The organism is unidentified bacterial endosymbiont (assembly GCF_918797525.1).
Taxonomy (GTDB): domain Bacteria; phylum Pseudomonadota; class Gammaproteobacteria; order Enterobacterales; family Enterobacteriaceae; genus Enterobacter.
Genome location: NZ_OU963893.1, coordinates 2,057,039 through 2,083,688 on the forward strand (window position 1 = coordinate 2,057,039; position 26,650 = coordinate 2,083,688).

23 protein-coding genes and 3 pseudogenes are annotated in these 26,650 nt (G+C 47.6%); 17 read left to right on the forward strand and 9 right to left on the reverse strand.

All coding sequences use genetic code 11. The features are described 5' to 3' along the window. The first annotated feature begins 12 nt into the window (after positions 1-12). Both NL510_RS09795 and icd read left to right on the forward strand, forming a co-directional pair. The gene (locus tag NL510_RS09795) at positions 13-2,724 is read left to right on the forward strand and encodes an invasin domain 3-containing protein (protein ID WP_253384099.1); all 2,712 of its coding nucleotides are present in this window, start codon (positions 13-15) and stop codon (positions 2,722-2,724) included. Between the two features lie 749 nt (positions 2,725-3,473). After that, the gene (gene icd, locus NL510_RS09800) at positions 3,474-4,724 is read left to right on the forward strand and encodes an NADP-dependent isocitrate dehydrogenase (protein WP_253384101.1); all 1,251 of its coding nucleotides are present in this window, start codon (positions 3,474-3,476) and stop codon (positions 4,722-4,724) included. 219 nt (positions 4,725-4,943) lie between these two features. On the opposite strand, the gene NL510_RS09805 is transcribed toward icd, so the two are convergent. Continuing rightward, positions 4,944-5,114: a hypothetical protein gene (locus NL510_RS09805; RefSeq protein ID WP_253384104.1), complete on the reverse strand. Its 171-nt coding sequence runs from the start codon at positions 5,112-5,114 to the stop codon at positions 4,944-4,946. 831 nt (positions 5,115-5,945) lie between these two features. On the opposite strand from NL510_RS09805, the gene NL510_RS09810 reads away from it, so the two are divergent. The 4 genes from NL510_RS09810 (at position 5,946) to NL510_RS09825 (ending at position 9,335) form a co-directional block, all read left to right on the forward strand. Further along, a complete protein-coding gene (locus tag NL510_RS09810; RefSeq protein ID WP_253384106.1) occupies positions 5,946-6,683 on the forward strand; it encodes a hypothetical protein in 738 nt (245 codons plus the stop codon). A gap of 205 nt (positions 6,684-6,888) precedes the next feature. Next, positions 6,889-8,217, forward strand: a complete 1,329-nt coding sequence (locus NL510_RS09815; protein WP_253384108.1) for a glycosyl hydrolase family 28-related protein — start codon at positions 6,889-6,891, stop codon at positions 8,215-8,217. Positions 8,218-8,384: 167 nt separating this feature from the next. Then, positions 8,385-8,630 carry a YmjA family protein gene (locus NL510_RS09820; protein ID WP_253384110.1) on the forward strand — a complete coding sequence of 82 codons (246 nt, stop codon included), beginning with the start codon at positions 8,385-8,387 and terminating at the stop codon, positions 8,628-8,630. A gap of 456 nt (positions 8,631-9,086) precedes the next feature. Next, positions 9,087-9,335: a GlsB/YeaQ/YmgE family stress response membrane protein gene (locus tag NL510_RS09825; RefSeq protein WP_253384112.1), complete on the forward strand. Its 249-nt coding sequence runs from the start codon at positions 9,087-9,089 to the stop codon at positions 9,333-9,335. 129 nt (positions 9,336-9,464) lie between these two features. Here the strand turns inward: NL510_RS09825 and NL510_RS09830 are convergent, their stop codons facing one another. Next, on the reverse strand, positions 9,465-9,563 hold the full coding sequence (locus NL510_RS09830) for a YoaK family small membrane protein (protein WP_253384114.1): 99 nt from the start codon (positions 9,561-9,563) through the stop codon (positions 9,465-9,467). A 409-nt stretch (positions 9,564-9,972) separates the two neighbouring features. Here NL510_RS09830 and NL510_RS09835 point away from each other — a divergent pair, with 409 nt between their 5' ends. The 3 genes from NL510_RS09835 (at position 9,973) to NL510_RS09845 (ending at position 11,464) form a co-directional block, all read left to right on the forward strand. Beyond that, a complete protein-coding gene (locus NL510_RS09835; RefSeq protein WP_253384116.1) occupies positions 9,973-10,227 on the forward strand; it encodes a putative hemolysin in 255 nt (84 codons plus the stop codon). Between the two features lie 79 nt (positions 10,228-10,306). After that, the gene (locus NL510_RS09840) at positions 10,307-10,612 is read left to right on the forward strand and encodes a hypothetical protein (protein WP_253384118.1); all 306 of its coding nucleotides are present in this window, start codon (positions 10,307-10,309) and stop codon (positions 10,610-10,612) included. Positions 10,613-10,756: 144 nt separating this feature from the next. Continuing rightward, complete coding sequence (locus tag NL510_RS09845) at positions 10,757-11,464, forward strand: CTP synthase C-terminal region-related (seleno)protein (RefSeq protein ID WP_253384120.1); 708 nt, start codon at positions 10,757-10,759, stop codon at positions 11,462-11,464. 30 nt (positions 11,465-11,494) lie between these two features. Here the strand turns inward: NL510_RS09845 and NL510_RS09850 are convergent, their stop codons facing one another. Further along, on the reverse strand, positions 11,495-12,682 hold the full coding sequence (locus tag NL510_RS09850; RefSeq protein WP_253384121.1) for a CynX/NimT family MFS transporter: 1,188 nt from the start codon (positions 12,680-12,682) through the stop codon (positions 11,495-11,497). Positions 12,683-12,781: 99 nt separating this feature from the next. Between NL510_RS09850 and NL510_RS09855 the strand changes: the two genes are divergently transcribed. Continuing rightward, positions 12,782-13,573, forward strand: a complete 792-nt coding sequence (locus NL510_RS09855) for an AraC family transcriptional regulator (protein ID WP_301308597.1) — start codon at positions 12,782-12,784, stop codon at positions 13,571-13,573. On the opposite strand, the gene NL510_RS09860 is transcribed toward NL510_RS09855, so the two are convergent. Continuing rightward, positions 13,557-14,003, reverse strand: coding sequence for a DUF441 domain-containing protein (locus tag NL510_RS09860; RefSeq protein WP_253384123.1), 447 nt, complete (start codon positions 14,001-14,003; stop codon positions 13,557-13,559). The two genes, NL510_RS09855 and NL510_RS09860, sit on opposite strands and share 17 nt — an antisense overlap. 424 nt (positions 14,004-14,427) lie before the next feature. Between NL510_RS09860 and yoaI the strand changes: the two genes are divergently transcribed. Next, complete coding sequence (yoaI, locus tag NL510_RS09865; protein WP_253384125.1) at positions 14,428-14,532, forward strand: small membrane protein YoaI; 105 nt, start codon at positions 14,428-14,430, stop codon at positions 14,530-14,532. Between the two features lie 424 nt (positions 14,533-14,956). After that, complete coding sequence (locus NL510_RS09870; protein WP_253384126.1) at positions 14,957-15,328, forward strand: phage tail fiber protein; 372 nt, start codon at positions 14,957-14,959, stop codon at positions 15,326-15,328. A 353-nt stretch (positions 15,329-15,681) separates the two neighbouring features. Here NL510_RS09870 and NL510_RS09875 read toward each other — a convergent pair whose 3' ends face one another. The 4 genes from NL510_RS09875 to NL510_RS09890 all read right to left on the reverse strand — a co-directional run bounded on the left by NL510_RS09875 (position 15,682) and on the right by NL510_RS09890 (position 23,821). Further along, positions 15,682-16,935: a hypothetical protein gene (locus NL510_RS09875; protein ID WP_253384128.1), complete on the reverse strand. Its 1,254-nt coding sequence runs from the start codon at positions 16,933-16,935 to the stop codon at positions 15,682-15,684. A 450-nt stretch (positions 16,936-17,385) separates the two neighbouring features. Continuing rightward, positions 17,386-18,669, reverse strand: coding sequence for a YeaH/YhbH family protein (locus NL510_RS09880; protein ID WP_253384130.1), 1,284 nt, complete (start codon positions 18,667-18,669; stop codon positions 17,386-17,388). Positions 18,670-18,780: 111 nt separating this feature from the next. Then, a complete protein-coding gene (gene yeaG, locus NL510_RS09885) occupies positions 18,781-20,715 on the reverse strand; it encodes a protein kinase YeaG (RefSeq protein ID WP_253384132.1) in 1,935 nt (644 codons plus the stop codon). 1,831 nt (positions 20,716-22,546) lie between these two features. Further along, positions 22,547-23,821 (reverse strand): type III secretion system effector, encoded by a 1,275-nt coding sequence (locus NL510_RS09890; protein WP_253384134.1) that lies wholly within the window; start codon positions 23,819-23,821, stop codon positions 22,547-22,549. Positions 23,822-24,195: 374 nt separating this feature from the next. Here NL510_RS09890 and NL510_RS22800 point away from each other — a divergent pair, with 374 nt between their 5' ends. From NL510_RS22800 to NL510_RS23005, 5 genes and pseudogenes are all read left to right on the forward strand, one after another. Beyond that, a complete protein-coding gene (locus tag NL510_RS22800; protein WP_301308598.1) occupies positions 24,196-24,327 on the forward strand; it encodes a hypothetical protein in 132 nt (43 codons plus the stop codon). After that, positions 24,288-24,371 (forward strand): annotated as a pseudogene (locus tag NL510_RS23000) (reverse transcriptase); the annotation flags it as partial. The gene NL510_RS22800 and the pseudogene NL510_RS23000, both read left to right, overlap by 40 nt. 251 nt (positions 24,372-24,622) lie before the next feature. Then, the gene (locus NL510_RS09895; RefSeq protein WP_253384136.1) at positions 24,623-25,369 is read left to right on the forward strand and encodes a MipA/OmpV family protein; all 747 of its coding nucleotides are present in this window, start codon (positions 24,623-24,625) and stop codon (positions 25,367-25,369) included. A 91-nt stretch (positions 25,370-25,460) separates the two neighbouring features. Continuing rightward, positions 25,461-25,580: pseudogene (locus NL510_RS09900) on the forward strand (aldo/keto reductase); the annotation flags it as partial. A gap of 1 nt (position 25,581) precedes the next feature. After that, positions 25,582-25,662, forward strand: a pseudogene (locus tag NL510_RS23005) (hypothetical protein); the annotation flags it as partial. Positions 25,663-25,700: 38 nt separating this feature from the next. On the opposite strand, the gene NL510_RS09905 reads toward NL510_RS23005, so the two are convergent. After that, a complete protein-coding gene (locus NL510_RS09905) occupies positions 25,701-26,585 on the reverse strand; it encodes a D-hexose-6-phosphate mutarotase (protein ID WP_253384138.1) in 885 nt (294 codons plus the stop codon). Between the last annotated feature and the right edge of the window lie 65 nt (positions 26,586-26,650).

The following is a 26,650-nucleotide window of genomic DNA, read 5'->3' on the forward strand; positions in this document are numbered from 1 at the left end:
ACCTACACGGCAATGACGACCAGCAGCGGGAACCGGGCCACGCTGACCCTGGCAGGCTGGAGTACGGGTTCGCAGTCCGGTGAGTATGCCATCACCGCCGACAGCCCGGCATCGGTAAACTCGGCCATCGGACTGGACAGCACGACCTATATTGCCGGTTCAGATATGACGGTGACGGTGACGCTGAAGGATGCGCAGGATAATCCCGTGAGCGGTCAGGCAGCCGCGCTGACCGCCGGGGCGGTAACGGTGCCCAACGCGACTCTGGAATCCGGCAGCAACTGGGCTGATAACGGTGACGGCAGCTACACGGCAACCTATACGGCAATGACGACCAGCAGCGGGAACCGGGCCACGCTGTGCCTGGCAGGCTGGAGTACGGGTTCGCAGTCCGGTGAGTATGCCATCACCGCCGACAGTCCGGCATCGGTAAACTCGGCCATCGGACTGGACAGCACGACCTATATTGCAGGTTCAGATATGACGGTGACGGTGACGCTGAAGGATGCGCAGGATAATCCCGTGAGCGGTCAGGCTGCCGCGCTGACCGCCGGGGCGGTAACGGTGCCCAACGCGACCCTGAAAGCCGGCAGCAACTGGACTGATAACGGTGACGGCAGCTACACGGCAACCTACACGGCAATGACGACCAGCAGCGGGAACCGGGCCACGCTGACCCTGGCAGGCTGGAGTACGGGTTCGCAGTCCGGTGAGTATGCCATCACCGCCGACAGCCCGGCATCGGTAAACTCGGCCATCGGACTGGACAGCACGACCTATATTGCCGGTTCAGATATGACGGTGACGGTGACGCTGAAGGATGCGCAGGATAATCCCGTGAGCGGTCAGGCTGCCGCGCTGACCGCCGGGGCGGTAACGGTGCCCAACGCGACTCTGAAAGCCGGCAGCAACTGGGCTGATAACGGTGACGGCAGCTACACGGCAACCTACACGGCAATGACGACCAGCAGCGGGAACCGGGCCACGCTGACCCTGGCAGGCTGGAGTACGGGTTCGCAGTCCGGTGAGTATGCCATCACCGCCGACAGCCCGGCATCGGTAAACTCGGCCATCGGACTGGACAGCACGACCTATATTGCCGGTTCAGATATGACGGTGACGGTGACGCTGAAGGATGCGCAGGATAATCCTGTGAGCGGGCAGGCAGCCGCGCTGACCGCCGGGGCGGTAACGGTGCCCAACGCGACCCTGGAATCTGGCAGCAACTGGACTGATAACGGTGACGGCAGCTACACGGCAACCTACACGGCAATGACGACCAGCAGCGGAAACCGGGCCACGCTGACCCTGTCAGGCTGGAGTACGGGTTCGCAGTCCGGTGAGTATGCCATCACCGCCGACAGCCCGGCATCGGTAAACTCGGCCATCGGACTGGACAGCACGACCTATATTGCCGGTTCAGATATGACGGTGACGGTGACGCTGAAGGATGCGCAGGATAATCCCGTGAGCGGTCAGGCTGCCGCGCTGACCGCCGGGGCGGTAACGGTGCCCGGTGCGACCCTGAAAGCCAGCAGCAACTGGATCGACAACGGTGACGGCAGCTATTCAAGGAGTTACACCGCGCAGGTTGCAGGGATGGGGATGCAGGCGGTGTTGCGCCTGAACGGCTGGAGCAGCGGCGTGGCGTCAGAAGCCTATGCCATCACGGCGGGTGAAATCGACGAGGGGCGATCGACATTGTCAGTAAGTGCATTAAAAATTGTTGCAAATAACAATGCAATGCAAGCCTACAACAGGGATAACGCCACGATATCTTTAAATATTGTGGATGCTTTTAATAATGGTGTAAAAGACCTTGCAGATAAAATTACATTTGTTGTTGTAAATAGTGGTGGGCAGATCGTGAATAACGGCGTGACTATCGATAACATCGCTTCTTCTTCGAATATAGCAGGTCAGTATACGGCGAGAATATATGGAAATGTTACTGGCACATATACGATAAAAGTTAAGGTTAATGGTGTCGATGTCGGGAATCTTAATGACAACCTAATACTTTATTCCTATGATTTCGTACTGAACACAACCCAAAGGTCAATAATTATTGACGGTACATATCAATTCCTTATACAAGCCACTGCAACCGATACAGGGATAGCAGAAAATGTATCCTCGAATGTGACCTGGCGCAGTGGAAATACTGCCGTGGCCAGTGTGACAAATGACGGTATTATTAAGGGCACAGGCGTAGGTACTACAACAATTACAGCGACGGGGATGCATGGCCTGGTAGCCTATACACTCACTGCCGAGTTAACTGTTAAAAGGGCGAATGAGTCACCTCGATATGGAACACCGAGAGCAGGTGATACGTCCACAACTTATATCATTGAACCTCCTAGTTACTCGATTTCCATTCGTAGCGGTTCAATTATAGATGCTGTCGGAACGACAGAACATATCACAGGAGGTACGGGCGGTAACCTGGCAACAATTAAAAATGTAAATGAAGTTATATCAATTGACATATATGAAGGTGCCTGGAATGGTGCACATACCGGCCCCTATATCACTCGGTTAGTGTTTAACATGTCAGATGGGTCGTCAATAACCTCGGGTAATCATGAAGGGGTAACTAATCCAACGAAGAGTACATATATCATCCCTGACGGCTTTGTCCTGCAAGGGGTAATCCCTGGTGGTAGCGATTATATTCGTACAATTCAATTCATATCCATGCCAAGGGATGTAATTGGATGATAAACAATATGTGCTTTGCGTAGGGAACTCCATTCCGGGATATTTAAACTCAGTTCAGTTTACCCGTTTAAAGACGGGTAAACGGTTACTGAATTTGACTTAAGGTTGTCCACTGTCAACGGTACAGGGTTATGACCCGGTAAAAGCTGCAGTGCTATCGTGGTAAAATTTCATGCTGAATAAAAAAAGGTGAAAAGATGTCAATAATTGTAGGGAAGGGAGGTTTCCGGTGAACTGGCTTATCCGGGTTATGAGCGTTATTAATCAGTCAATGAAAATAATAAAATACTTAATTTATGCATACCCACTGTACCGAAATGAAACTCATCCATTCACGGTCTTCGCTCATCATGGAAAGGGGAGCGCGTCCTGGGGCATTGCCATTCGTTGCTTCAAGCCGCAGCTATCACTTTTAGCTTCCCCCGGGTGCAAACGAAGGATGAGTTGCTGAATCGGAAATGTCAAACTTTGACCACTTCTAACTCTGTTAGTGTGTGCTGGTAGGGTTTTTTGTTAGGTGTAATCTGGTATAACTACTTGATGTCAGATTGATTTCTTAAAACAAAAAAAACGTTGATTCCTCTAAAAAGGGCTTTCATGAGGGGGGATGCAGGCTGATTTAGTGGCCGCATTATAGTCTAATAACGAAGACCTTTCATGGCGGCAGACAATCAGGTAGTATCGAAAGGCTCATTACAATTTATTAACATAAGATCAGTAACAACCAGAAGCGCTCGAAGGAGAGGTTAATGGAAAGCAAAGTAGTTGTTCCGGCGGAAGGTAAAAAGATCACCCTGCAAAACGGCAAAATTAACGTTCCACACAATCCGGTTATCCCGTTCATCGAAGGTGACGGTATTGGTGTGGACGTTACCCCTGCAATGCTGAAAGTGGTTGATGCCGCTGTTGAGAAAGCCTATAAGGGCGAGCGTAAAATTTCCTGGATGGAAATTTACACCGGTGAAAAATCTACTCAAGTTTATGGTCAGGACGTTTGGCTGCCAGCAGAAACGCTGGATCTGATCCGCGACTACCGCGTTGCAATTAAAGGCCCACTGACGACGCCAGTTGGCGGCGGCATTCGTTCTTTAAACGTTGCACTGCGTCAGGAGCTTGATCTGTATGTGTGTCTGCGTCCGGTTCGTTACTATCAGGGCACCCCAAGCCCGGTTAAGCGTCCTGAACTGACCGATATGGTGATTTTCCGCGAAAACTCAGAAGACATTTATGCCGGTATCGAATGGAAAGCGGACTCTGCTGATGCGGAAAAAGTGATTAAATTCCTGCGCGAAGAGATGGGCGTGAAGAAAATTCGTTTCCCTGAACATTGCGGTATCGGCATTAAGCCGTGCTCCGAAGAGGGTACTAAACGTCTGGTGCGCGCAGCAATCGAATACGCAATCACCAACGACCGCGATTCTGTAACCCTGGTTCACAAAGGCAACATCATGAAGTTCACCGAAGGCGCGTTTAAAGACTGGGGCTACCAGCTGGCGACGGACGAGTTCGGTGGTGAGTTGATCGATGGCGGACCATGGCAAAAGATTAAGAACCCGAACACCGGCAAAGAGATCATCATTAAAGATGTGATCGCCGATGCGTTCCTGCAACAGATCCTGCTGCGTCCTGCTGAATACGACGTGATCGCCTGTATGAACCTCAACGGTGACTACATTTCTGATGCCCTGGCGGCGCAGGTTGGCGGTATCGGTATCGCACCTGGCGCTAATATCGGTGATGAGTGCGCACTGTTCGAAGCGACCCACGGTACTGCACCGAAATACGCAGGCCAGGACAAGGTCAACCCCGGCTCAATTATCCTGTCCGCAGAGATGATGCTGCGTCATATGGAATGGTTCGAAGCCGCAGACCTGATTGTTAAAGGTATGGAAGGCGCTATTAACAACAAGACCGTGACCTATGACTTTGAGCGTCTGATGGATGGCGCTAAACTGCTGAAATGTTCAGAGTTTGGCGACGCGATTATCGCGAACATGTAATTCCGTTTCTGGATTAAACGAGAACGGGAGCCAATGGGTTCCCGTTTTTTTTATCATCACTTTTCACAAATATCGTGTTGGTGCTTTAAGGTTGAAGAGCTTGAGTCTGACTGCACGTGCTTAATCAATTTAATTTTGTCATGTGAATATTAACTCATTGTTTATTCATCATAAAATTGTCCACGACGTGGGAATTTTTATTAGGCGTAGTGTAAAAAATTACTTAGTGCTGCCAAACATACAAGCGCCATATGAACCATCAGTTAAATTTGAAAACTTGCTGCATATCTTTTCGCATTGAGTACTATTCCCTCCCGCTTGTGTGCAGGCATAAGCAGCAGCGGAGATGAAACTTAAGCTAACAAAAATGAAAACAAGAATTTTTTTCATATAGGCCTCCTTGTGAGTACTACATAAATATATATTCATATTTTAAACGGCACATCAATCAATTGAAGTTTTATAAATTAATAACAAGGTGAAAGACTGATTGCGAAAAAAGTTTAGCCAGGGGCTGTAAAAGTTATAAATAATAGTGCAGTTCAGAGGCTAACCTCGTGGATTGTGTCGAATCTTAAATAACTCAAAGTATTTCTACAGGGATACCTACTTCCTTCAATTTTATGTAAGTAAAACCCACGGCACCATAGAACGAGATAAAAAGGAAGATCAAAGCAAACAACATCACAAGGAAGTTAATGCTCCCTTTCGCCGACAGTTGGTACATTGCGAATAAAAATAGCATGAAAAAGGCTACTATTGATGAAAGTGCAAGCGTAGAAAAAAAGATGATCATTATTAGCTCTTCATAGCGTTATTGGATGAAACCATATTCTAACTATCGCAAGGCCGAAAACCAACCATGAATATGCTATAGCGTATTAACTTTACATATCAACATCGCGCTGTAGGGAGGAAACCACAGTAACCCTATTTACATTAACAATACCTATAACATGCTGTTGAGTATATTGGTTGGTCTTATAGGCCTGTCTCAATACTTAGGCATGCTGCAAGCTTACACTCCCGTCGCTCTGTACCCGCGCCATTTCTTTTAAGGGAATAGAGCCATTCAACGAGCATGAGAGCCGCTGGCAAAGCTGTGTAATGGTGCGGGTCATTTCGGTCTATTCTGCTCCATTGATGGCTCTGAGCGTTTTTAGATATTACTGTTACGCAATTCAGTATAAAGATAAATATCTTTCAAAATGGAGGTCTGCTATGACTAAAGTAACATCATACCCAAACACCGTCAGAACGCACGCTGAGGTAAAATTGAACGGTGTTAAAACTAAAAAAAAGACGATTAATACCACTTTAACGAAGATGTTGAAGAGTGTAGTAAATAGTAGCGCTAAGCTTAAAATGATAATTTTTAAACGATCATCCCAAAAAAATAATTCTGGTTATTTTAATTCATCTCATGACAACCTCAGGAAAACTGTGATTGATTCTAAAGTCACGAGAGAGTTAATCTCCCAAAAACTGAAAGAACTAGATTTAACTGGAAAGGCGAAAAAAGATCCCGTTTTTGCCAGGCAGTCGATCGATGCTGTGCTGGCCTCAGTCTATAGCAACAAGAAAGATTTCGTTTGCAGGGATATGATGTCAAACGACAAAGATATTTCAGGTTACCTTAAGGAAATTGGGCATGCTGCGCAGCAGGCGGGGCTTGAGGGTAAAGTAGATAATAATAATACCTTTATTCCAGCAGGCGCAGGAGCAAACCCATTCGTAACCCCTGTTATTTCAAATGTTCAACATAAAATTCCACATGTTTTTTTTAACAAAAAACAACAAGTTTACTTCAAGCAATATGTGGAAAAAAAGATTTCACACGAAGTGGGCGAAATATGTAAAGAAAAAGGGCGGATTTCTCCGGATGAATTCGCTACTCAGCTGGATAAAATTGCGAGTCGATATCTGTCAGGACAGGAATACCAGATGCCTGCTCTTTGAAAAATTTACAAAATTAGCCTCCTTTAAAGGGCAATTGTCGTCCATGCTTTATCATGATTATCACGATGTCTCGCCCAGGTTTGCGCCAGTAGCTGCAATTAAGAAGGTCAGCGATGGAGACACAGTGTTAATCCGAGTCCTGAAGCTTGATGTCAACATCAAGTTTCAGGCTATTCAATGCCAGGAATAAACGTAAGGATGTACTATGACTGATGTAAAATCTGATAGCGCTGTTGACTTGTCCCAATACCTCTATGCTCCGAATGAAGGCGTTTGCCCGGACACAGGGGAAGATCTCGCTGAGAAACTGGACGCACTATTTGATAAAAGCCACGCTATGCAAAAGGGTATCTACTTCCCTGAAGGCGTTTATCTCACCTCCAAAGATGCAATCATGAAGTCTCACAATTCGCTAAGGGGAGCAATGAGCGGAACGGTATTCAGGGGTATTTCCGCAAGTGGTAATGCTGTGATGTTTGGGGATGCCACTTACGAAAACACGGTCACAAATTTAAGCATCAGAAATATTATTTTTGATAACGCTCGCGTGCATTTCTACGGACGTAAAACCAATATTAATGTGAGTTATAACGTTTTCATCAATACCGTAACGGCCACGGATATGGCCCAGCTCACCTGTTCAACAAATGCCTATGTTATTAAGGGCAACGTATTCATGCGCGGCCGGGGGTATGCCGGTGTAGGGCTAAGCACATACGGTAATGCTCCTGGGCTGGTTGTTGAACAAAACTTCCTTGGCTCCGTGACCGATATCGACGCGGCGACACCCTGGATTGATGGAGAAACGCAAGCTATCCTCGCCACTCTGCTGGAACGTCGTGAAGCAGGTTTGATGACGTTTGACGATGCGCAGGGAGATTTTGTTGCTGGCTGGTATTCTACCAGTAACCTCAGGAAAGGGGTGTTCCGTAAAAACTTCTTCACAGGTAGCAAGGAAATGTTTCTCTATAATCCGGCAACCGGTGAAGAAGATATTCAGCGCGACCATAACATTTATATTAAGCAGTATGACCAGGTTGAAGTTGTTCAGAACTATTTTGCCGGCTGGCCTGGAGACCATCCCTCTGGACAGTTGAAATTCCGTAATGCAAAAGGTCTTGTGTTTGCCGGTAACTATCTACTGGGCACCTCGTTTAACGCGCGACCCTATAATACTGTCGCCGATCAATGGTTAATTATGCAAGATACCTACATTTTCAATAACTATCTTGATGATGGCATTATTAGCTACTGGCAAAACTTCGTGGACAGTGAAGTGGAGGCCATCAGAGTAGAAAACTATCTGGTGTTCGCTAACGAGTTTATCAACCGCGAAGCAACTGAAGCCTTTATTACTTCGCCAGCCAGAACGTTCTCGGCCGATCAATTTTTGTGTGCCGAAAACCGGTTCGTTGAGAGTGGAGCGTTAGTACCGGTTAGTGGTGTCTTTGTTGAGACCAATATTGAAACATTGCGAGCAATGTTGCCTGAATACGCTTCGCAGTATGTAGACATTGAGGTTATCAAACCCTAAGCCGTGTCACTCCAGGTTGCCCCGTACTGTACGGGGCAATTCGTCGTATCGGATGAGGATAATAAAGAATACCTACAGGCTGTCCGGGGGAGTGAATGTTTCCCGTTTTTTTATGCAATTAGGTATACTCGACGCCTAAGTCATCGACATTCAGACGAGAAATCTCCATGAACAACTCAATCCCGCTTAAATTTTATGACATCGTTGATGAATATTCGACGGAAACGGAACACCCCGTGGCTGAAACAGAGCGTGACGGTCTGGCGCATTATTTTCAGTTGCTGCTTACTCGTCTGACCAACAACGAAGAGATCAGTGAAGAAGCACAAAAAGAGATGGCTGAAGAAGCTGGTATCAACGCGCAGCGCATTGATGATATCGCGAACTTTTTGAATCAATGGGGAAACGAGTAACGTTTATCTGCTCCTACCCTGCTCAGGCTCTGTATGTTGGGCCTGCAGTACGTTTGCCAGCTCGCCTCGTAGCGATCTTCGTAAAGGCGAACCGAGATGTGTGAGAGGGCGAACACCACCGAAGAAAATGACGCCAGACCGGCATCACGGCGCGGGACAATCACGTAGAGAAACCAAAAAAAAGCCCACCTGGAAGTGGGCAAGAAATACTGGAAGCAATGTGAGCAATGTCGTACTGAATACCTGAGCATTTTGCTCAACTATTCAGTATTGAGAAAGATAATCTTTCTCAAGTGAACATGCAACCCCACGTTTCATGTGGAACGTTTTTTTTTACGGTTAATAAACGATCGGTTGGGCATTGTGATGCTTATCACAAATTTCCTTTCGCGGATCCTGTGCTATCCTTTTTTGTGTCGTTGATTTAATGACAAAAACCATACAGAGAGGAACGTTATGGGAATTTTATCCTGGATTATCTTTGGGCTGATTGCGGGGATTCTGGCGAAGTGGATCATGCCAGGCAAAGATGGCGGCGGGTTTATCGTTACCGTGATACTGGGTATTGTCGGCGCTGTGGTCGGCGGCTGGATCAGTACGTTGCTGGGTTTCGGCAGAGTTGATGGATTCAACTTTGGCAGCTTTGCCGTCGCGGTGATAGGTGCGCTGGTTGTTCTGTTTATCTACAGAAAAATCAAAAGCTAAGAGTATTTAGTGTTGAAAAAGGCTGCCTGATGGCGGCCTTTTTACGTTCAAGCATTACCACCAGCCAAATTGCGTTCCGGCAAGGGCCACAACGGCCACGATTAACATAATGACGGTCGTTTTTCTCATTTATGCCCCCGGTGCAGCGTAACCGCCGACAACAAACCATGCTAAAAATACCACCGCCGTTATAAAAATAACGACCGGGAAAATGATCCCTATTCTCATGTCATCACCTTTTTGCGTTTACATCATGCCGGAGAGTGTACGGGGTTAATCCGCCGGGAGAAAGCGTGTTTTGCTTTAGTCTCCGGCAATTCGGGCGCTGAGGCGCGTTTTCAGCAGAGTAATCTGCGTGGATTCATCGCCATCGTGACGATCGATAAAGGCAAAATTGCATTGCGCTTAAGATGACGGACCAGGGAAAACAAAATTGTGCAACGGAAAGCGCGAGCGAAAAAAGCCCCGTTGTTGAGAACGGGGCAAAGACATCTTGATTACGGAATGATGCTCTCTGGTCATATCGAGAACATCCGCACTATAGTGTTGAAAAGTGCAGGTATGATGGAGAAATCATGGAGAAAGCGGCGCTGAACCGTTACCCTAAGATTTCATTAATGTCACAAGGAGCACGAAAATGAGATTACTGCTTCTGGCGCTGGCGCTGCCCCTTGCCGCCTGCGTTAGCAAAACAACGCCCCCTGATGCGCCACCGCACCCACGCGCGATCGGCATGGCTAACCCGGCTTCCGTTTATTGTCTGCAAAAAGGGGGGGAGCAGATCCCAGTTCAAAGTCCGCAAGGCGTTCGCACCGAGTGTAAGTTACCGGGCGGTGAAGTGATCGATGAATGGGAACTCTACCGTCGCGATCGCCCCCAACCTGCCAGGTGACAGCATCAGGTTAATTGCGTTACACTTCTCTTTAGGAATATTCTTAGTTAAATCTGGCTACATCACCCGCGAGAGAAGTATGTTTCAGTTAAAACCGGGCTGCATGGCGATTATCGTTGGCGCTCGTACGATGGCAGGCCGTCGTAACATCGGTAAATCAGTCGAGTTGTTTGGTCTTTGCCAGCCCGGCCAGCGTTTCGTCAATCCGGTGAATGGCATAATGACCCAGTTACCAGCCACTGCGGATCGTGCGCTTTGGCTGGTGACGGGCGATATTTACGCGTTTGATAATCAGCATGGCTTTGCATTTGTGCGCCCGGAACATCTGCTGCCGATTACGCCGGATGAGGCATCACAAACGCACGATGAGCTAATGCTCAGTTGATTGCCGGTGGCGCATGAATTTGCGCCGTATTACGTTAACACCTCACTTTCCCCACCCAATTTAGCGTATTGTGATAATGACAAAACATCGGTAGTTTGAGGTTCCTTATGTTATCTGAAAATACTCTGGCATAAGGAACCTTTCATGGAACACCTCCCGGCTAAAACGACGTTACGCATTGCCCTGGTTGGCGATTACAATCCCGATGTCATTGCGCATCAGGCAATCCCTTTGGCTCTCGATGACGCTGCGGCTGTACTGGAACTCACCGCCGACTACGACTGGCTTGCTACCCCAGAACTGACCAGCCCCGAAGACCTGGTGGGATACGACGCCATCTGGCTGGTTCCTGCAAGCCCTTATAAAAATACGGCGGCGGCATTTATTGCTGCTCGTTACGCACGCGAAAACAGTACGCCTTTCCTGGGAACCTGTGGCGGGTTCCAGCACGCGTTGATTGAGTATGCTCGCAATGTGCTGGGCTGGAAGGATGCCGCGCACGCAGAAACGGACAAAGAGGGCAGAATGGTTATCGCGCCACTGACCTGCTCGCTGGTGGAAAAAACCGACGCTATTGAGCTTCGCAAGAACACTTTTATTGCCAAAGCCTATGGCAGGCCTGAAATTGAAGAGGGATATCACTGCAACTATGGCGTGTCGCCGGAATTTGCACAGGTGCTGGAAACGGGCGATATGCGTGTCACCGGCTGGGACAATCGCGGCGAAATCCGCGCGGCAGAACTGATCACCCATCCCTTCTTTGTGATCACCTTATTCCAGCACGAACGTGCTGCCCTGGATGGGCGTCCGGTGGTGCTGGCGCAGGCGATGCTGCGCGCCGCGCGCGGGTAAAAAAAGGCAGATCTTCGGTCTGCCATGCGATTAACGGGGTGTGATTTCCCGGTCACGCCCGGCAAGCATACCGCACAGGGCCATGATGATTGAGGCCAGCGCGCACGTCATTAGCGGGATACGCCAGTCTGCCGTCGTATCGTGAATTTTGCCCATCAACGGTGGCCCACAGGCAGCCAGCAGATAACCAATTGACTGAGCCATGCCGGATAAGGCTGCCGCCTGATGCGCGGAGCTGGCACGTAGCCCGATAAACGTCAGGCCGAGGATCATCGTCGCCCCTGAGCCAAAACCAAACACCAGTGTCCATACCACAGCCATCCCCGGTGCGAACCAGTAGCCTGCCGCGCTTACTGCGCACATCAACGCGACAATGCCCGCGATCCCTCGCTGATCTTTCAACCGATGGAGGACCAGCGGAACGGCGAGGCCCGGTACGGCGGTAGCCAGCTGTAACAGGCCATGCATAGAGCCAGCCTGCGTTTCACTGTAGCCGTGGCTGAGCAAAATAGCCGGTAGCCAGCCGACAATCACGTAATAAATCAGTGAATTGATCCCTAAAAAGAGCGTTACCTGCCAGGCGAGGGCAGAGCGCCAGATAGCGCGATTGTGCAGCGCGCCCGCTCCGGTCACCGTCGCGGCAGGAGCCTGACGCCACTGCGGTAGCCACAGCAGAAGGGCGATCAGCGGGAAGACCATCAGCATCAGTAAGGCACCGTGCCAACCGGCATCACCGAGCGCCAGGGGGACAATCAGCGCTGAGCCGAGCGCGGCGGAGGTGCCCATCGTCAGGGAATAGGCGCCGGTCAGTTTTGCCACCTGACCTGGGAAGTCCCGCTTGATGAGCCCGGGTAACAGCACATTACCCAGCGCGATACCACAGCCGATTATCGCCGTACCTGAAAACAGCAACGTCGCCGAAGGCAGGGAGCGAATCGCAATCCCGGCGCAGATGATCAGCAGGGCGATGAACAGGCTGCGTTCCATGCCAAACCGCCGGGCAAAACCCGCGGTGAGCGGCGAAATAAGCGCGAAAGCCAATAAGGGCAGGGTAGTCAGCAGGCCGGTTTGCGCGGTGCTTAACCCATAATCCTGACGAATTGTTTCGAGCAGCGGGGCAGCCCCGGTAAAGGTGACGCGAAGCGTTGTGGCAATCATCAGGATGCCTGCAATCAACAGCGCGCCGTGTTTTCCTGAAGTTCGATTAGCTGTAGTCATTATGTTCTCTTACGTTCAAGCGAGCGCACACAATACCGATTTTTAACCGCGTTTAAATCACGCTAAAATGACAGTTTATCGCTAATATCGGACAACCTGATGATCGGTCTGGGACTCGAAGGCTACGATCCCGATAGCCAGCATGACGCGGCGGTGGCGTTTCGCATCCGCGTCGTGGCACAAGAGCAGCATATTCCGCTGCATCAACACCGTAAAGGCCAGCTCATCCTGGCCCTTGGCGGCGCAATCACCTGTGATGTAGAAAATGCCATGCTGATGGTGCCGCCGCAGTACGCGGTGTGGATCCCAGGAAAGATGCCGCACAGCAATAAAGCAACACCCGGGGCGCAATTGTGTTTTTTGTTTATTGAACCTGGCGCGGTCCGTTTACCCGAACGCTGCTGCACGTTAAAAATATCCCCGCTGGTGCGAGAGCTTATTCTGTCCCTGGCGGATAAATCACGCGATCGGCTCCTTGATGCCGCCACTTCGCGCCTGGTCAGCGTTCTTTTTGATGAACTGCCGCAACAGCGTCAGGAACATTTACAGCTCCCCGTCTCTCTGCACCCCAAAATCCGACTCATGAGTGAGAAAATGGCGGAAGAGCCTGCGGCCTGGCAGACGCTGGCGCAATGGGCGAGCCACTTTGCCATGAGTGAGCGCAACCTGGCACGGCTGGTGGTGAAAGAGACTGGGTTAAGCTTTCGTCGCTGGCGTCACCAGCTGCAGCTGATTGTGGCTTTGCAATTGTTGATTAGCGGTAAGTCGGTTTCGCAGGTGGCACAGTCACTGGGGTATGACTCTACCACTGCATTTATCACCATGTTCAAGAAGGGGCTGGGGCAGACGCCAGCACGCTATATCGCCAGCCTGACTATGACTTCCCGATGAACAGCGACACCAGTCCGGCGGCGATCAGCGGGCCAACGGGCACCCCACGGAACAGCGCCACGCCGAGTACGGTCCCCACCAGCAGGCCAGCCACCAGCGTGGGCTGGCTACTCATCAGGGTTACGCCGCGCCCGCCAAGCCATGAGACAAAAATCCCCACCGCAATAGCAATGAGCGACTTCCAGTTCATGAACGAGTGCAGCAGCGTGGACGCGGGTAACGTGCCGCTGGCAATCGGGGCCATCACCCCGATAGTCAGAATGATAATCCCGATGGTGAGACCCTGTTTTTCTATCCACGGGAAGAAGGTGTTTAACGGCGTCACGCGGACAATAATCAGCACCAGAATGGAGATGGCGACGGTAGTGTTATGACTGATAAAGCCCAGTGCTGCCAGGGCCAGAAGTATAAGCAGAGTTGGGTCGAGCATGACGGGATCCTTGCCAGAAAAAGTAAGCCTGCTTACTTTACGCGCAAACGCGTGAGTAAGCAGGCTTTTATAAAAAAATCCTCTACTTTTGGGCGTTTGCCAAAGATTGGTCGACCAGTTTATGTGTAATCATCCCGCATAATAGCTGGCGCTGCCGAGATAATAGGTAGCGAAATACATTTAAATAGGATTAACCCTCTGACGGCTATTAATAATTGCGATATTTGGCATCAGGATTACTGAAACTCTTTGCCAGTGATACTGGTAACATTCTGCTGGGAATATTTAGGGTGGTGCTGCGGTAGGGTTATTTTTCACGAATCGTTTCAGCGCGTAAGATATTCATCTGGCTGACCAGACGGTGTCATGTCATTGTCATTATGCGAGGGTAAAACAGGGTAAACGGGGCAGAAGAGGCCATATCATGCACGATCAAATGTCTGTTGAAACGCTGGTTATCTCCTCATCATTTTTAACCATCGCGATTGTTCTGGTCGCGTCGGTGCTTATTCTTGAAAAAAAGGGCTGACTATATTGCCTGCCGTCAGTTCAATCCTCTGCGATAAGTCACCCACGATACGGGGGGCCGTTGAGCAAGAGAGAAAACAGCCAGCGATGAGGCTGGCTGTTGGGTCAGGCATTGCGGGTGGCAGATTGCTTGTGGAGCAATTCGCAGTATTGCAACTATTTGTATTTTAATGGGAAATTTTATTCCCCAAATCATCCCCAAAAATACTCCCCAAAACGCATGCCGCAGTAATCAGAGATAAGGAAACATCTCTGATTTCTACATACCGTTAGATTACTAACTTTTTCCATTCCAGACCTTCAGACTTATATTCATCAATAATTGTTGCAATGAGTTTTGTGTCTACATCCTTTAGACGAATATTAGGAGCCCTATCAGCGAGAACTTGAGCACTACAGCCACACCTCAGTGGCGCAAAGTGTGGATGAAAGGAAATACTACTGTTGATACCAACGGCTTCATCAAGCGAGCATCTCCTGTAATAAAACTTTTTGGAAATGGTCAGGTTGAATGCAATGATGAGGCAGAGGGCGTAACTGCATCGAGAGTTGCAGAAGGGATTTATTGCATCGAAGGGAGTCGCGGCCTTAACCCTGAAGGGTGGACTGTGGAGATCCCCCAGGATATCAACGGCAATTTCCTGTGTTTCGTTGATATCGCGACCGCTGGTGATGGAGTGCTGACTGTATCGGTTTTCCGCCGCCGTTTTGATGTTGAAACAGCTATGGTTGTTGCTGGTGATCCAATTGATATTCCTGAGGGAAGATGGATAGATCTACGCCTTAATATGCCGTAAAGCATTATCTGAAATTTAATTTCAGAGTCGTCTCGTTAATCTTACTTATAGGATAAATAAATTACTTATCAATATTGATATGATATGTTTTTTGACTTAATCCTTTTCGGTGTTGATAATTTTACCAACAATTTGGCCTAAAAATCCGAAACTCTGATTCAGGATGCTACTTTTATAGAATGTAGCATATTTGACAATGATATTTTTGCAAATGCCTAATGAAAATTCTTTTTTATAAAACTGGGAGCCATGACGCTACCAGTCTTGCTGTTGGTTTATTGTAAGAGGCTTGTTATATTTTTGATGGTAATTCTGTGATAAGCCTTAATTCTTTTACTTTGACAGTGCTGGAATTATGACAATGGTTTAGGCGTTGCAGGAGGAAGGGAAAATATATTTTTCAACGCTAGCTCTCTTCTTTCTCTTTCATGTTTAAAGGGGTCCGTAAAGCTAGCGTTATCAAGGTTTACCTTGTGTATCTCGTATAAATCTTTTTTTATTTTTGATATATAACTTTCATCATTAATAATTCTTGTTACATTTGAGTTTGATCTCAGTATAATATTTTTATTAGTGAAGCAAGAGTCTCCACTGTATTTTTTCTTTATGTCATCATCACACTGGTACGAAAATAAATCCTTAGCCCATGAATCCAAAATATAGTTTGAATTTTCCCCGAAACAATTAAAACTTACGTTAACTACGGCATGATCGCATCCTTCTACATATTCTTCATCGCCGGTGTATGGTGTTGAGAAATAAGATACTTCAATATTCTTACAAACGTTAGCATTTAAATTCATTGAGCAAATTCTTTTTTCAAGAATGGATTTTAAGAGTACTGCTGTCAGTACAGCCATTTCATGACAGTTTCCCACATTATATTTCAATGCATAATGAATATTTACGCCGAAAGTCTCATGATCATTTTTGATACTGCGAGTCTCTAGGATAAATTCGTGGTGACTCATGAACGATGGGTCATCAACGGGTACTGGCAGACCTTTTTTATGAGCTTGGTCTATATCACGAGTTGATGAAAACATAATTATATCATTTACGTTAAAAATAATTTCATGCATCACATTTTCTAAATTCTTTTTCGCATATTCTTTATAAGAATTGAGGAAGATTTTTTCAAACGTTAAATTGTTATCACCTTTTATAGAATATTTTATAGCTCCGTTGTTACTATTGACTAGCACTTTTTCGAGAAAAGCGAGTTCTTCATTTGAAATAACATTTTCAACGAGGTTTTTATTGTAGATGCTCATATTTATTTTATGATACTCATTGCCTAGTGAGAGTATTGAAACTTTAATCGCATCTCTAAGTTCTTCTTTAATTAAGTCTAGTATCTTGACAGCTCCTAAAATAGGCTTGAAATTCTCTCCAACTATATCATGAAGGCCTGGCGTGTATTTTTCAAATATTAAATCATGAATTTTCCTATATTCGAGAATATTATTTTTTTCTGTGGTTATTTTCTGTAAGAAATCGACAAAATCATTAAAGCATGAAAGATCTGAAGTATTACCTATTATATTTTCGAATGAGCTATTATGAGTGTTAGAAGAGGCTATAATATCTGAGTTACTTTGTAACATATTCAAGATCCATCAGTAGAAACAAAGAATAGTAAAGGTATATATTATTGTATTAAATAAGGCGAAAACCTTAATAGTTTATGATAATCATTAGGCTGTGATATTGATTATCAATTTCAGATTTACATCCGCCTAAAGAAGGAAGGTAATTGATATACTGGTAATTAGTATCTGTGATAAGCTTCAAAAGAAAATGATGAAGTAGAGTTTCTCAAGAAACCGCCGCCTGTCGTATGCATTCTCACTGGCATCCGAGAGGATTTGAACCTCCGCCCTACGCCACCCCATGCAGGCCACACTAAAAATCAATGGATTCTTGCATAGCCAATTCTCACAAAATAGCATTCCCCAAAATAAAAACTAAGTGAATGAAAAAAATGGTGAAAATTAAACTTTGGAAAGTAAATAAATCAGCCAGAAAAACATGTTTAACAGGCTGATTTTTAAGGTTTAATTTGATGCTATTGAGCTTTGCTTGTGGAACAGTTCCCGGAACACCGGATAGATATCGTCCTGATCGCGGATATGCTGCATTGCAAAGTTATCAAACGTTGCCTGCAGATGTTCATATTCGCGCCACAGCGTCTGGTGGGCACGCCGCGTAATTTCAATATAGCTGTAGTAACGCACCACCGGCAGAATTTTCTTCGCCAGAATGTCGTGACACAGCGGGGAGTCATCTGCCCAGTTGTCGCCATCAGAAGCCTGCGCGGCATAGATGTTCCACTGCGCAGGGTCATAGCGTTCTTTCACCACCTCATCCATTAGCTTCAGGGCGCTGGATACGATGGTCCCACCGGTCTCCTGCGAGTAGAAGAATTCATGTTCATCCACTTCTTTTGCCTGCGTATGGTGGCGAATATATACCACTTCCACATTCTTATAGGTTCTGCTCAGGAACAGATACAGCAGAATATAAAAACGTTTCGCCATATCTTTGGTGGCCTGGTCCATTGAGCCTGAAACATCCATCAGACAGAACATGACCGCCTGGCTGGAAGGCTCCGGACGTTTTTCGTAGTTCCTGTAACGCAGGTCAAAGGTGTCGATAAAGGGCACCCTGTCGATTTTCGCGCGTAATTCGGCGATCTCTTTTCTCAGGCGCTCTTCTTCCAGTAGTTGCGCCGGTTCGGTGTTTTCCACCACTTTAAGGCTGGATTCCAGCTCGTGTAGCGCTCGCCGTTTGCCTGCGGTCATGGCGGTACGCCGCGCCAGCGAGTTCTGTAATGAACGCACAACGCTGATGTTGGCGGGCACACCGTTGGCGGTATAGCCTGCGCGATGGGTTTTATACTCGTTGAGCTGACGATGCTGGTTCTTTTTCAAATTAGGCAGAGCCAGATCCTCGAACAGCAGGTCGAGATACTCATCTTTAGAGATCTGAAAGACGAATTCATCTTGCCCTTCACCGTCCTGGCTGGCCTGTCCTTGACCGCTTCCGGAACCGCCGCTACCGCCTTGCGGCCGCTCGATTCTGTCGTTTTGAACGAAGTGATCGTTGCCTGGGTGTACGCGATGGCGCAGGCCCCCACGCCCCTGATGGAACATCGGTTCGCTGATGTCATCGGTCGGGATGGAGACTGATTCGCCGCTGTCGACGTCGGTCACCGAACGTTTGTTGATGGCCTCGGAGATCGACTGTTTAATTTGCGCTTTGTAACGACGCAAGAAGCGCTGGCGATTTACCGTGCTCTTGTTTTTGCCGTTAAGACGCCGGTCAATAAACCAGGTCATATACCCCCCGTACTGCATTTGCCAACTGAATGGTGCGCGTGTAATGCCGGATGTGCTATGCCTGTCCGGCCTACGGTATGTTATTGCAGGCCCCAACGAAGGGGCCGTTGGTTAAGACGATTTACGTACACGCAGATACCATTCGCACAGCAGGCGAACCTGCTTGCGGGTATAGCCTTTTTCCATCATACGGTCGACAAAATCGTCGTGCTTTTTCTGCTCATCGGTTGAGGTTTTGGCATTAAACGAAATAACCGGCAACAGCTCTTCGGTATTAGAGAACATTTTCTTCTCAATAACCGTGCGCAGTTTTTCATAGCTGGTCCAGTTCGGGTTACGCCCGTTGTTGTGTGCTCTGGCACGCAGGACAAAGTTCACAATCTCATTTCGAAAATCTTTCGGATTACTGATCCCGGCAGGTTTCTCTATTTTTTCCAGCTCCGCGTTCAGGGATTCACGGTCAAATAGCTGGCCGGTGTCCGGGTCGCGGTACTCCTGATCCTGGATCCAAAAGTCGGCATAGGTGACGTAACGGTCAAAAATGTTTTGCCCGTATTCCGAATAGGATTCCAGATACGCGGTCTGGATCTCTTTACCAATGAACTCGGCGTATTTCGGGATCAGGTAGCCCTTGAGGAATTCAAGGTAGCGCTCAGCCTGCTCTTGCGGGAACTGCTCACGTTCAATCTGCTGTTCCAGCACGTAGAACAGGTGAACCGGGTTTGCGGCCACTTCCGCGTGGTCAAAGTTAAATACGCGGGAGAGGATCTTAAACGCGAAACGCGTGGAGAGACCGTTCATCCCTTCATCGACACCAGCGTAGTCCCGATATTCCTGATAAGACTTCGCTTTCGGATCGGTATCTTTCAGGCTTTCACCGTCATAGACTCGCATTTTAGAGTAGATGCTGGAGTTTTCCGGCTCTTTCAGGCGCGATAGAATAGAGAACCGCGACAACGTTTCCAGCGTGCCAGGCGCGCAAGGCGCATGTACCAGTTCACTGTGGTTGAGCAGTTTTTCGTAAATTTTGATCTCTTCGGAGATCCGCAGGCAATAAGGCACTTTGACGATGTACACACGGTCAAGGAAGGCCTCATTGTTTTTGTTATTACGGAAGGTGACCCATTCTGACTCGTTCGAGTGAGCGAGGATGATCCCGTTGAACGGCAGGGCGGAGATACCTTCCGTGCCGTTGTAATTCCCTTCCTGGGTCGCGGTCAGCAGGGGATGCAGCACCTTAATCGGTGCTTTAAACATCTCGACGAACTCCATTACCCCCTGGTTGGCGCGGCACAGTGCGCCAGAATAGCCATAGGCATCCGGGTCATTCTGCGCGTGGTGTTCCAGCTTACGAATATCGACCTTACCGACCAGCGCCGAGATATCCTGGTTATTTTCATCACCCGGTTCGGTTTTGGCGATGGCAATCTGTTCCAGAATCGACGGCCATACCTTAACGACGCGGAATTTGGTGATATCGCCGCCAAACTCATGCAGGCGCTTCGCGGCCCACGGAGACATGATGGTGCCAAGATAGCGGTGCGGAATGCCAAACTCTTTATCGAGAATTTGTCCATCTTCCTGCGGGTTGAACAGGCACAGCGGATGGTCATTCACCGGGCTACGCTCGCCATTGGCGCTCAGCACGTAAATAGGGACACGTTGCATAAGCGCTTTCAGGCGTTCGGCCAGCGATGATTTACCGCCACCCACCGGGCCCAGTAAATAGAGGATCTGTTTCTTCTCTTCCAGGCCCTGAGCGGCATGCTTCAGATAGGAGACTATTTGTTCGATGGCATCTTCCATGCCATAAAACTCTTCAAAAGCCGGATATCGGGCAACCACGCGATTCGAAAAGAGACGGGAAAGCCGGGGTTGCAGGGCAGTGTCGACCATGTTTGGCTCTCCAATAGCCATCAATAGCCGTTCTGCCGCATTGGCATAGGCACTGCGATCTTGCCGACAAATGGTAAGAAACTCCTGCAGTGTGAACTCTTCGTCCTTGGCAGCTTCATAGCGCTGGCGATAGTGATCGAATATATTCATGGCATGCCGTCCTTTTGTATAATCTGGGAACATTTGCGAATCAGCACTTTTAGCGTAATTCTTCAACGGGATAAAAAATCTGCTCCGTCCTATTTGTTATGAACGTGTTTCAAGCATTCATCAAGTTCAGGAGGGAAACGGTCTGGACGACCAATGAACATCTTTAACTACTTACTTAGATATAAATTCTGATAAGTTCGTTAATGCCAGAATTTTCATTGAGCATGTGGGGTTTTCTGTATTCAAAAATGCTAATATATCTCCTTAATCTAATCTCGGGATATTTTTGCAGGATGTGGCTCTCCTCAAATAGGGCAGGGCTGACGCACTCATAGTTATTTCACTGCATCGCCTATCTCGTCGTTCAGGTGGCCAAATTCAGTAAACCATTTCAGTTGATGCTGTCGGGCATTTTTCCAGACTGATACGGAATGAAGCAGGGCGGGTTGTCGCTCCCCTCAATGTGCTTGCAGCGACGGTTCCCGGAGAAAAGGCCTGCATCTGGTCGGTCATGGTGATTTCACATCCAGTGGCAGTGATTTACCCGTTAACGGTAATGGTTCCGTCAGCGGCATTAGCGGCTATGAACGCAAAGGAGAAAAACAGAGTGACGGATAAAAGTGATTTTTTATAAACATAATCAAGCAACAAAACGAAATTTAATTGTTTCTGGGCTGGCCAGCGCGCCCTCATTGCTGAAACCCGGGAATGTATTTCCATGTCTGTCGAGTGAAGATGGATATTGTTTTACTGAAATTAAATCAGAACAAAAAATTTATTTATATTAAATTGGCCGCTATTTTTCTCGGATGATGCTGGTTAACTGGCGTTATGTACTGCATGACACAGAATATTGTAAATCATTCAGGTTTCCTCATCACAGATGTCTGGAATCGTACGGCAGCGGCAATAAAACGGCTGGAGCCATTGAATGACCTGCAGAATGCGACGGTACGGGTGCCACACAGCGTTAAAACGCGCGCAGCGCGACTATGGAACTACGTGCCGGTGTGGCCTGAGATTTTACGCCGTAGTGTACCTGTGATGACTATGATGAGCTTTAACACTGCTGAGAGTGCATAAATGGAGAGAGGAAAAGAAATAAACACCTTTTGTTAAGCAACTTTACATTGCTGATATTTAAGTCATAAATGGCAAGAGGTAAAATGGAACGTAGAGATGTTGGTCTTTTTTTAACGTTCTGTCTGGGTGCAGCTTGCATTCTGTACAAGCTGCTTCAGTTCTTATATAGTACCGCATGTATGTAAGTGATTGGATGGTCTTTGACCGCCTGACCGCTAAGCTTTATGACGGGAGCTCTGTGGTCAGGTTTTTTTTAGTATAGACAAAATGGGTGGAAAAAAAACTGTTCTAAAGGACAGGTGGGGCGTGTCAGTTTGACATATGCCTGTCACAGCCTTTCTGACTGTGATGCCATTGCATGATTACCCGTCTGTGTGCTGGTAAAGCGCAGCCAAACCCACAAAGGATATAATTCAGGCGCTACGCGCAGTAATGCCTTCATCAACACACCATCTCGTGCCGGGACATGACTGATATAGAAGCGACCGTCAGTGACGGGAATGTAGCCGCCCCAGTGCTCTATATTACCCTGACGACAAATTATCGAATATCGCGTCACCGTTGGTGGGGACTGCCTGTAAAACGCTTCCGGATAGGGGACGAAATACAATATCCATAAAACAGTGAGTCTAATTTTCAACTTTTTGAATACGGCCTTAAAATATCGAGAATAATATGTCAATCATTAAAACTCACTGTGATTAGTTAATTCAACTGCTGAATGTGGCTCCGCATGAGGGAGTTGGCGCTACTGGTTGAGTTTGGTAGGATTAACCGCACTAAAATTGTTGATTATAAAACGCTGAAGAATAGCGGCGAAAGAATAATGGACTTCCTGGGTAGGATGAACTTTATCATTAAAGAGATATTCCGGATGGGTATTCAATTCAGGTTCTTTACCTTCCAGATGTATATAGCCATGCTCAGTATAAGGCTTAATTGTGTTATAGCCCATTTCATCAGCTATTTCTGTTATTTTATTAAACGCTGAGCATGTATCAAAGTATAATATTTTTTGGGTTGGGTATCGTTTTGTTAATTCGATGACCTTTTCAGCTAATAATGCGTTGTGGGCTGTAGTTGCATCTTTCATTTTTTCTTTATCTGTGCGAAGTCGTTCATAAGGCGTTGCAGATAAATCAGGAACCCCCATTACAAGAACATTTTTAACACCCTGAGATAATATTTTATCAATGTCTTTAATTTGTTGTTCTACGACTTTCAGTACATTCTGTTTGTGCAGTGTTATATAGTCATTAGCGCCTAATAAAAAAATAGGTAGATCGGTTTTTGACGGTGAGTAACATTTTGTTTGTTTATCAATATTCGACAAAAAATCCCCGATAATGTTAAAACATGAATAACTTGCGGAAGTGCTCCCCCCTTCAGCAAGATTAAGGATTTTTTTATTCAAAAATGTTGGGGATGAGAGAAACTCACTCCAGACAAATCCGTTGGTAAACCTACCGTCGTAATATTGACTAGAGGAAGGGAAAATATGGTATGTTTTTTCGAACATTCGCCCCCTGGAATCAGAAAGACTATCGCCGAAAACAACTATCCTGTCAATGGAATCTAAAGAAACATTAAGAGTGCGTGGATATAACTTGTCGATTTCTTGGGCTAGCCGGAAGTAATTTCCTTCATAGCGTTTCGTTTGTTCAGAGACGATATCGGAAGAAATATCAAGAGAAAGAAGCACTTCACCTTTCACTCCTTTGAGGATGAACTTACTCTGAGAATCTTGATTGATGACACTGAAGAGCTCTTTATATCCTGGGGGTGCTAATTCCTGTAGCCTGATAAACGTCTTGTTAATTTGCTCTGGCGTTAAATTGAGTTCCTGGTGATGAAAGAGATTACAGATGCATTGCAGAGCCTCTGCTTGATGAGCATAAGAGAAGAATTCTTTAATTTTCTCCTGCGCACTCACTTTCGGAAGATGCATATTGTTATCTATATCATTCAACCTTTTAGTACTAATATGCACAGAGGAGAAACTATTTCCGATGCAAAGTGTCATTTTATTCCTCACTGAAATATAAGAATCGCTAATTAAACCAAAGTTCGTGTGTACAAGTCATACGATAAATACCGTATTTCATGCGGAAAAAACGTGTCCCGGTTTGGATGGTGTTGTCAGGCACTGATGCAAAGTTAGCCTTTAGGCTTATTTAAAGGTCTTATATTTCGAAAAGCCTGCTTACCAGATGCATTTAATCCAGGAGGCATCATAAAAATGCTGAGGCTTGTTCTTTGTTTAATGAGATTTAGAATCTATCCCATTAGGGGGGAGTTTGAGTTAAATTGCAGACAGTCACTAAGGGTACAGAATAATGGCAAGCCAGCGGAGTCGGAGTACTGCTATTAGGGAAACGCGCGGTGGCATACTGCCGGATGATTTTTGAATACACTAAAGCAGAGGCGGAGGCCATCAGGGAGGAGTGTCGTAGCCTGTTTGAAGACAGCCCGAACATGGACAAGACCCGAATCACGGCAAGCTCAGCGGCGAAATCCAGTACCGGCTGATAGGGCAAGGTCAGAAGCTGTTCCGCTGGTGTCTGCCTGAAGGTAAACGCAGTTACTGTGGCGATACCGGATCGGGTAGTGTATGAGTCGGCGTGGAAACTGCTGGTATGGCTGGAAGAATAGTCCAATGGAACGCTTCTTCCGGGGTCTGATGACCACTACAGTTAAGCCGTAAGCCCATTGTTCTTTCATCGGAGATTTATCATACGCAGTAGTAGTCAAAAAATTTTGGGATCGACGAGAATGGCGGTTACACTTCACTCGCTGATTATTTGACTACAGGAAAGAATGGATTGTGACCAAACTCAAACTTCTGGCATTGGCCGTACTTGCCGCAACCGCAGTTAGCACCGCTCAGGCGGCAAATCAGTGGACCGTCGGCGCGGGCGTTGGTGTGATCAACAGCCCGTACAAACAGTATGACCGTGATGTCTATCCCGTTCCGGTTGTCACCTATGAAGGCGATAACTTCTGGTTCCGCGGCCTCGGTGGCGGCTATTATCTGTGGAACGATACGACGGATAAGCTTTCTGTCATGGCGTATTATGATCCTACGTTCTTCAAACCGGGCGATAGCGACAGCAACGCACTGCGTCAGCTTGACAAACGCCGTGGCTCGTTGATGGCCGGCCTGTCATATGTCCACAACACTCAGTATGGTTTCCTGCGTACCGCACTGGCAGCGGACACGCTGGATAACAGCAACGGTTTCGTCTGGGATCTGGCATGGCTTTATCGTTACACCACTGGCGCATTCACTCTGACGCCAGGCATTGGTGTTAATTACAGTAGCGAAAACTATAACGACTACTATTATGGCGTTTCCAGAAACGAGTCACGCCGCAGTGGTCTGAAAAGCTACAGCGCTGATGATGGCTGGGATCCGTACCTGGAGCTGACCGCGAGCTACAACTTCCTCGGAGACTGGAATGTCTACGGCACGGGGCGTTATACCCGTCTGAGCGATGAAGTGAAAGATAGCCCGATGGTCGATAAATCCTGGTCCGGGCTTTTCTCTGTAGGTGTAACCTACAAATTCTGATTGTGCATTGTTACAGTGTAATCGGTGCATTTTAAAGGGGCGCTTGCGCCCCTTTTTGCTTTAGCCTGACGCAAGAACACAGGAGAGTCATATGAGCATAAAAAGCGTCACGTTTTCCGGAACACGTCCGCTGCCCGCCATTGGACAAGGCACCTGGTACATGGGTGAAAAGGCGAGTCTACGTCAAACCGAGGTGAATGCACTGCCTGCGGTCGCAGGCCGGACGCTTGCGTACCGGGCTCATGAACCATCCCGTGGTCAATGAGATTGCCCCTCATCACAATGCCAGCGCCGTCTATCCCCTCACCCCGGTGGGCGGGGAGCCCTGTCTTTAGCGCTTCACAATCTTAATTGTCTGCCCTAAGCGTGACGGTTTTTCTTCGCTCGTTTTCTGCCGCTCAGTCACACAGGCGGTTTCCACACAGACAAAAGTTTTATAACCGTCGTCAGGAATGTCTGCCATACTGACAGAGAGCGCCGGGCCTGGGTTCCAGCCCACGACATTGCTGTGATGATGGTGAACCACTTCGATACCACGGTTCAATGCGCTGTCGTTAATCATGCTGCAGGCTTCCGGGTGCAGATACACGCGGTCGGTGCGGTCAGGGAAGGTCTGCACGCCGTCGCTCAGTTTCCCTTCTTTGGCGTTATCTACTTTATCGATAAAGGTATCGCCAAGCCCGCTTACTTTCACCGCCTGGATATCACCCACGTTGAAATAGGTGTGCAGGGCGGAAGACGTTTCAAATTCACCGTGCGCTTCCAGTTCAATTTCGCAGGTTTTAGCCAGTTTAAAGCGGGCGTAGAGGGTGAACTCGTGCGGCCAAAGGGCGCGGGTTTCATCGTTTGCCTGTAGCTCAAAGGTCAGCACCGCACCGTTATCATCTTCATTGTGCGCTTTTAGCGTCCACTGTTGGTTACGAGCAAAACCGTGTGAAGGCAAACCCTGTTGCGCCGCCGGGCCAAACCACGGCCAGCAAATCGGTACGCCGCCACGGATCGCCGCCCCTTGTTTGAAAGAGGTTGCATCGCTTAGCCACAAACCCTCTTCTTCGCCTTCTGGTTTCCAGGAGAGCAGGTGGGCACCGTTCAACGCAACGGAGGCTTTCACACGCGGGTGATCAACGACGATAATATCGGTACCATCAATCTGACGGCGAGAGAGCACCGGGGTAAGTTGTTCGACTACCGGAAGTGCAAAAATTTTATTAATCATTAAGCAATCCTCTGTCTTGAAGCAATAAAAAAGGCGACCGAGGTCGCCTTATTGGATCAATTTCT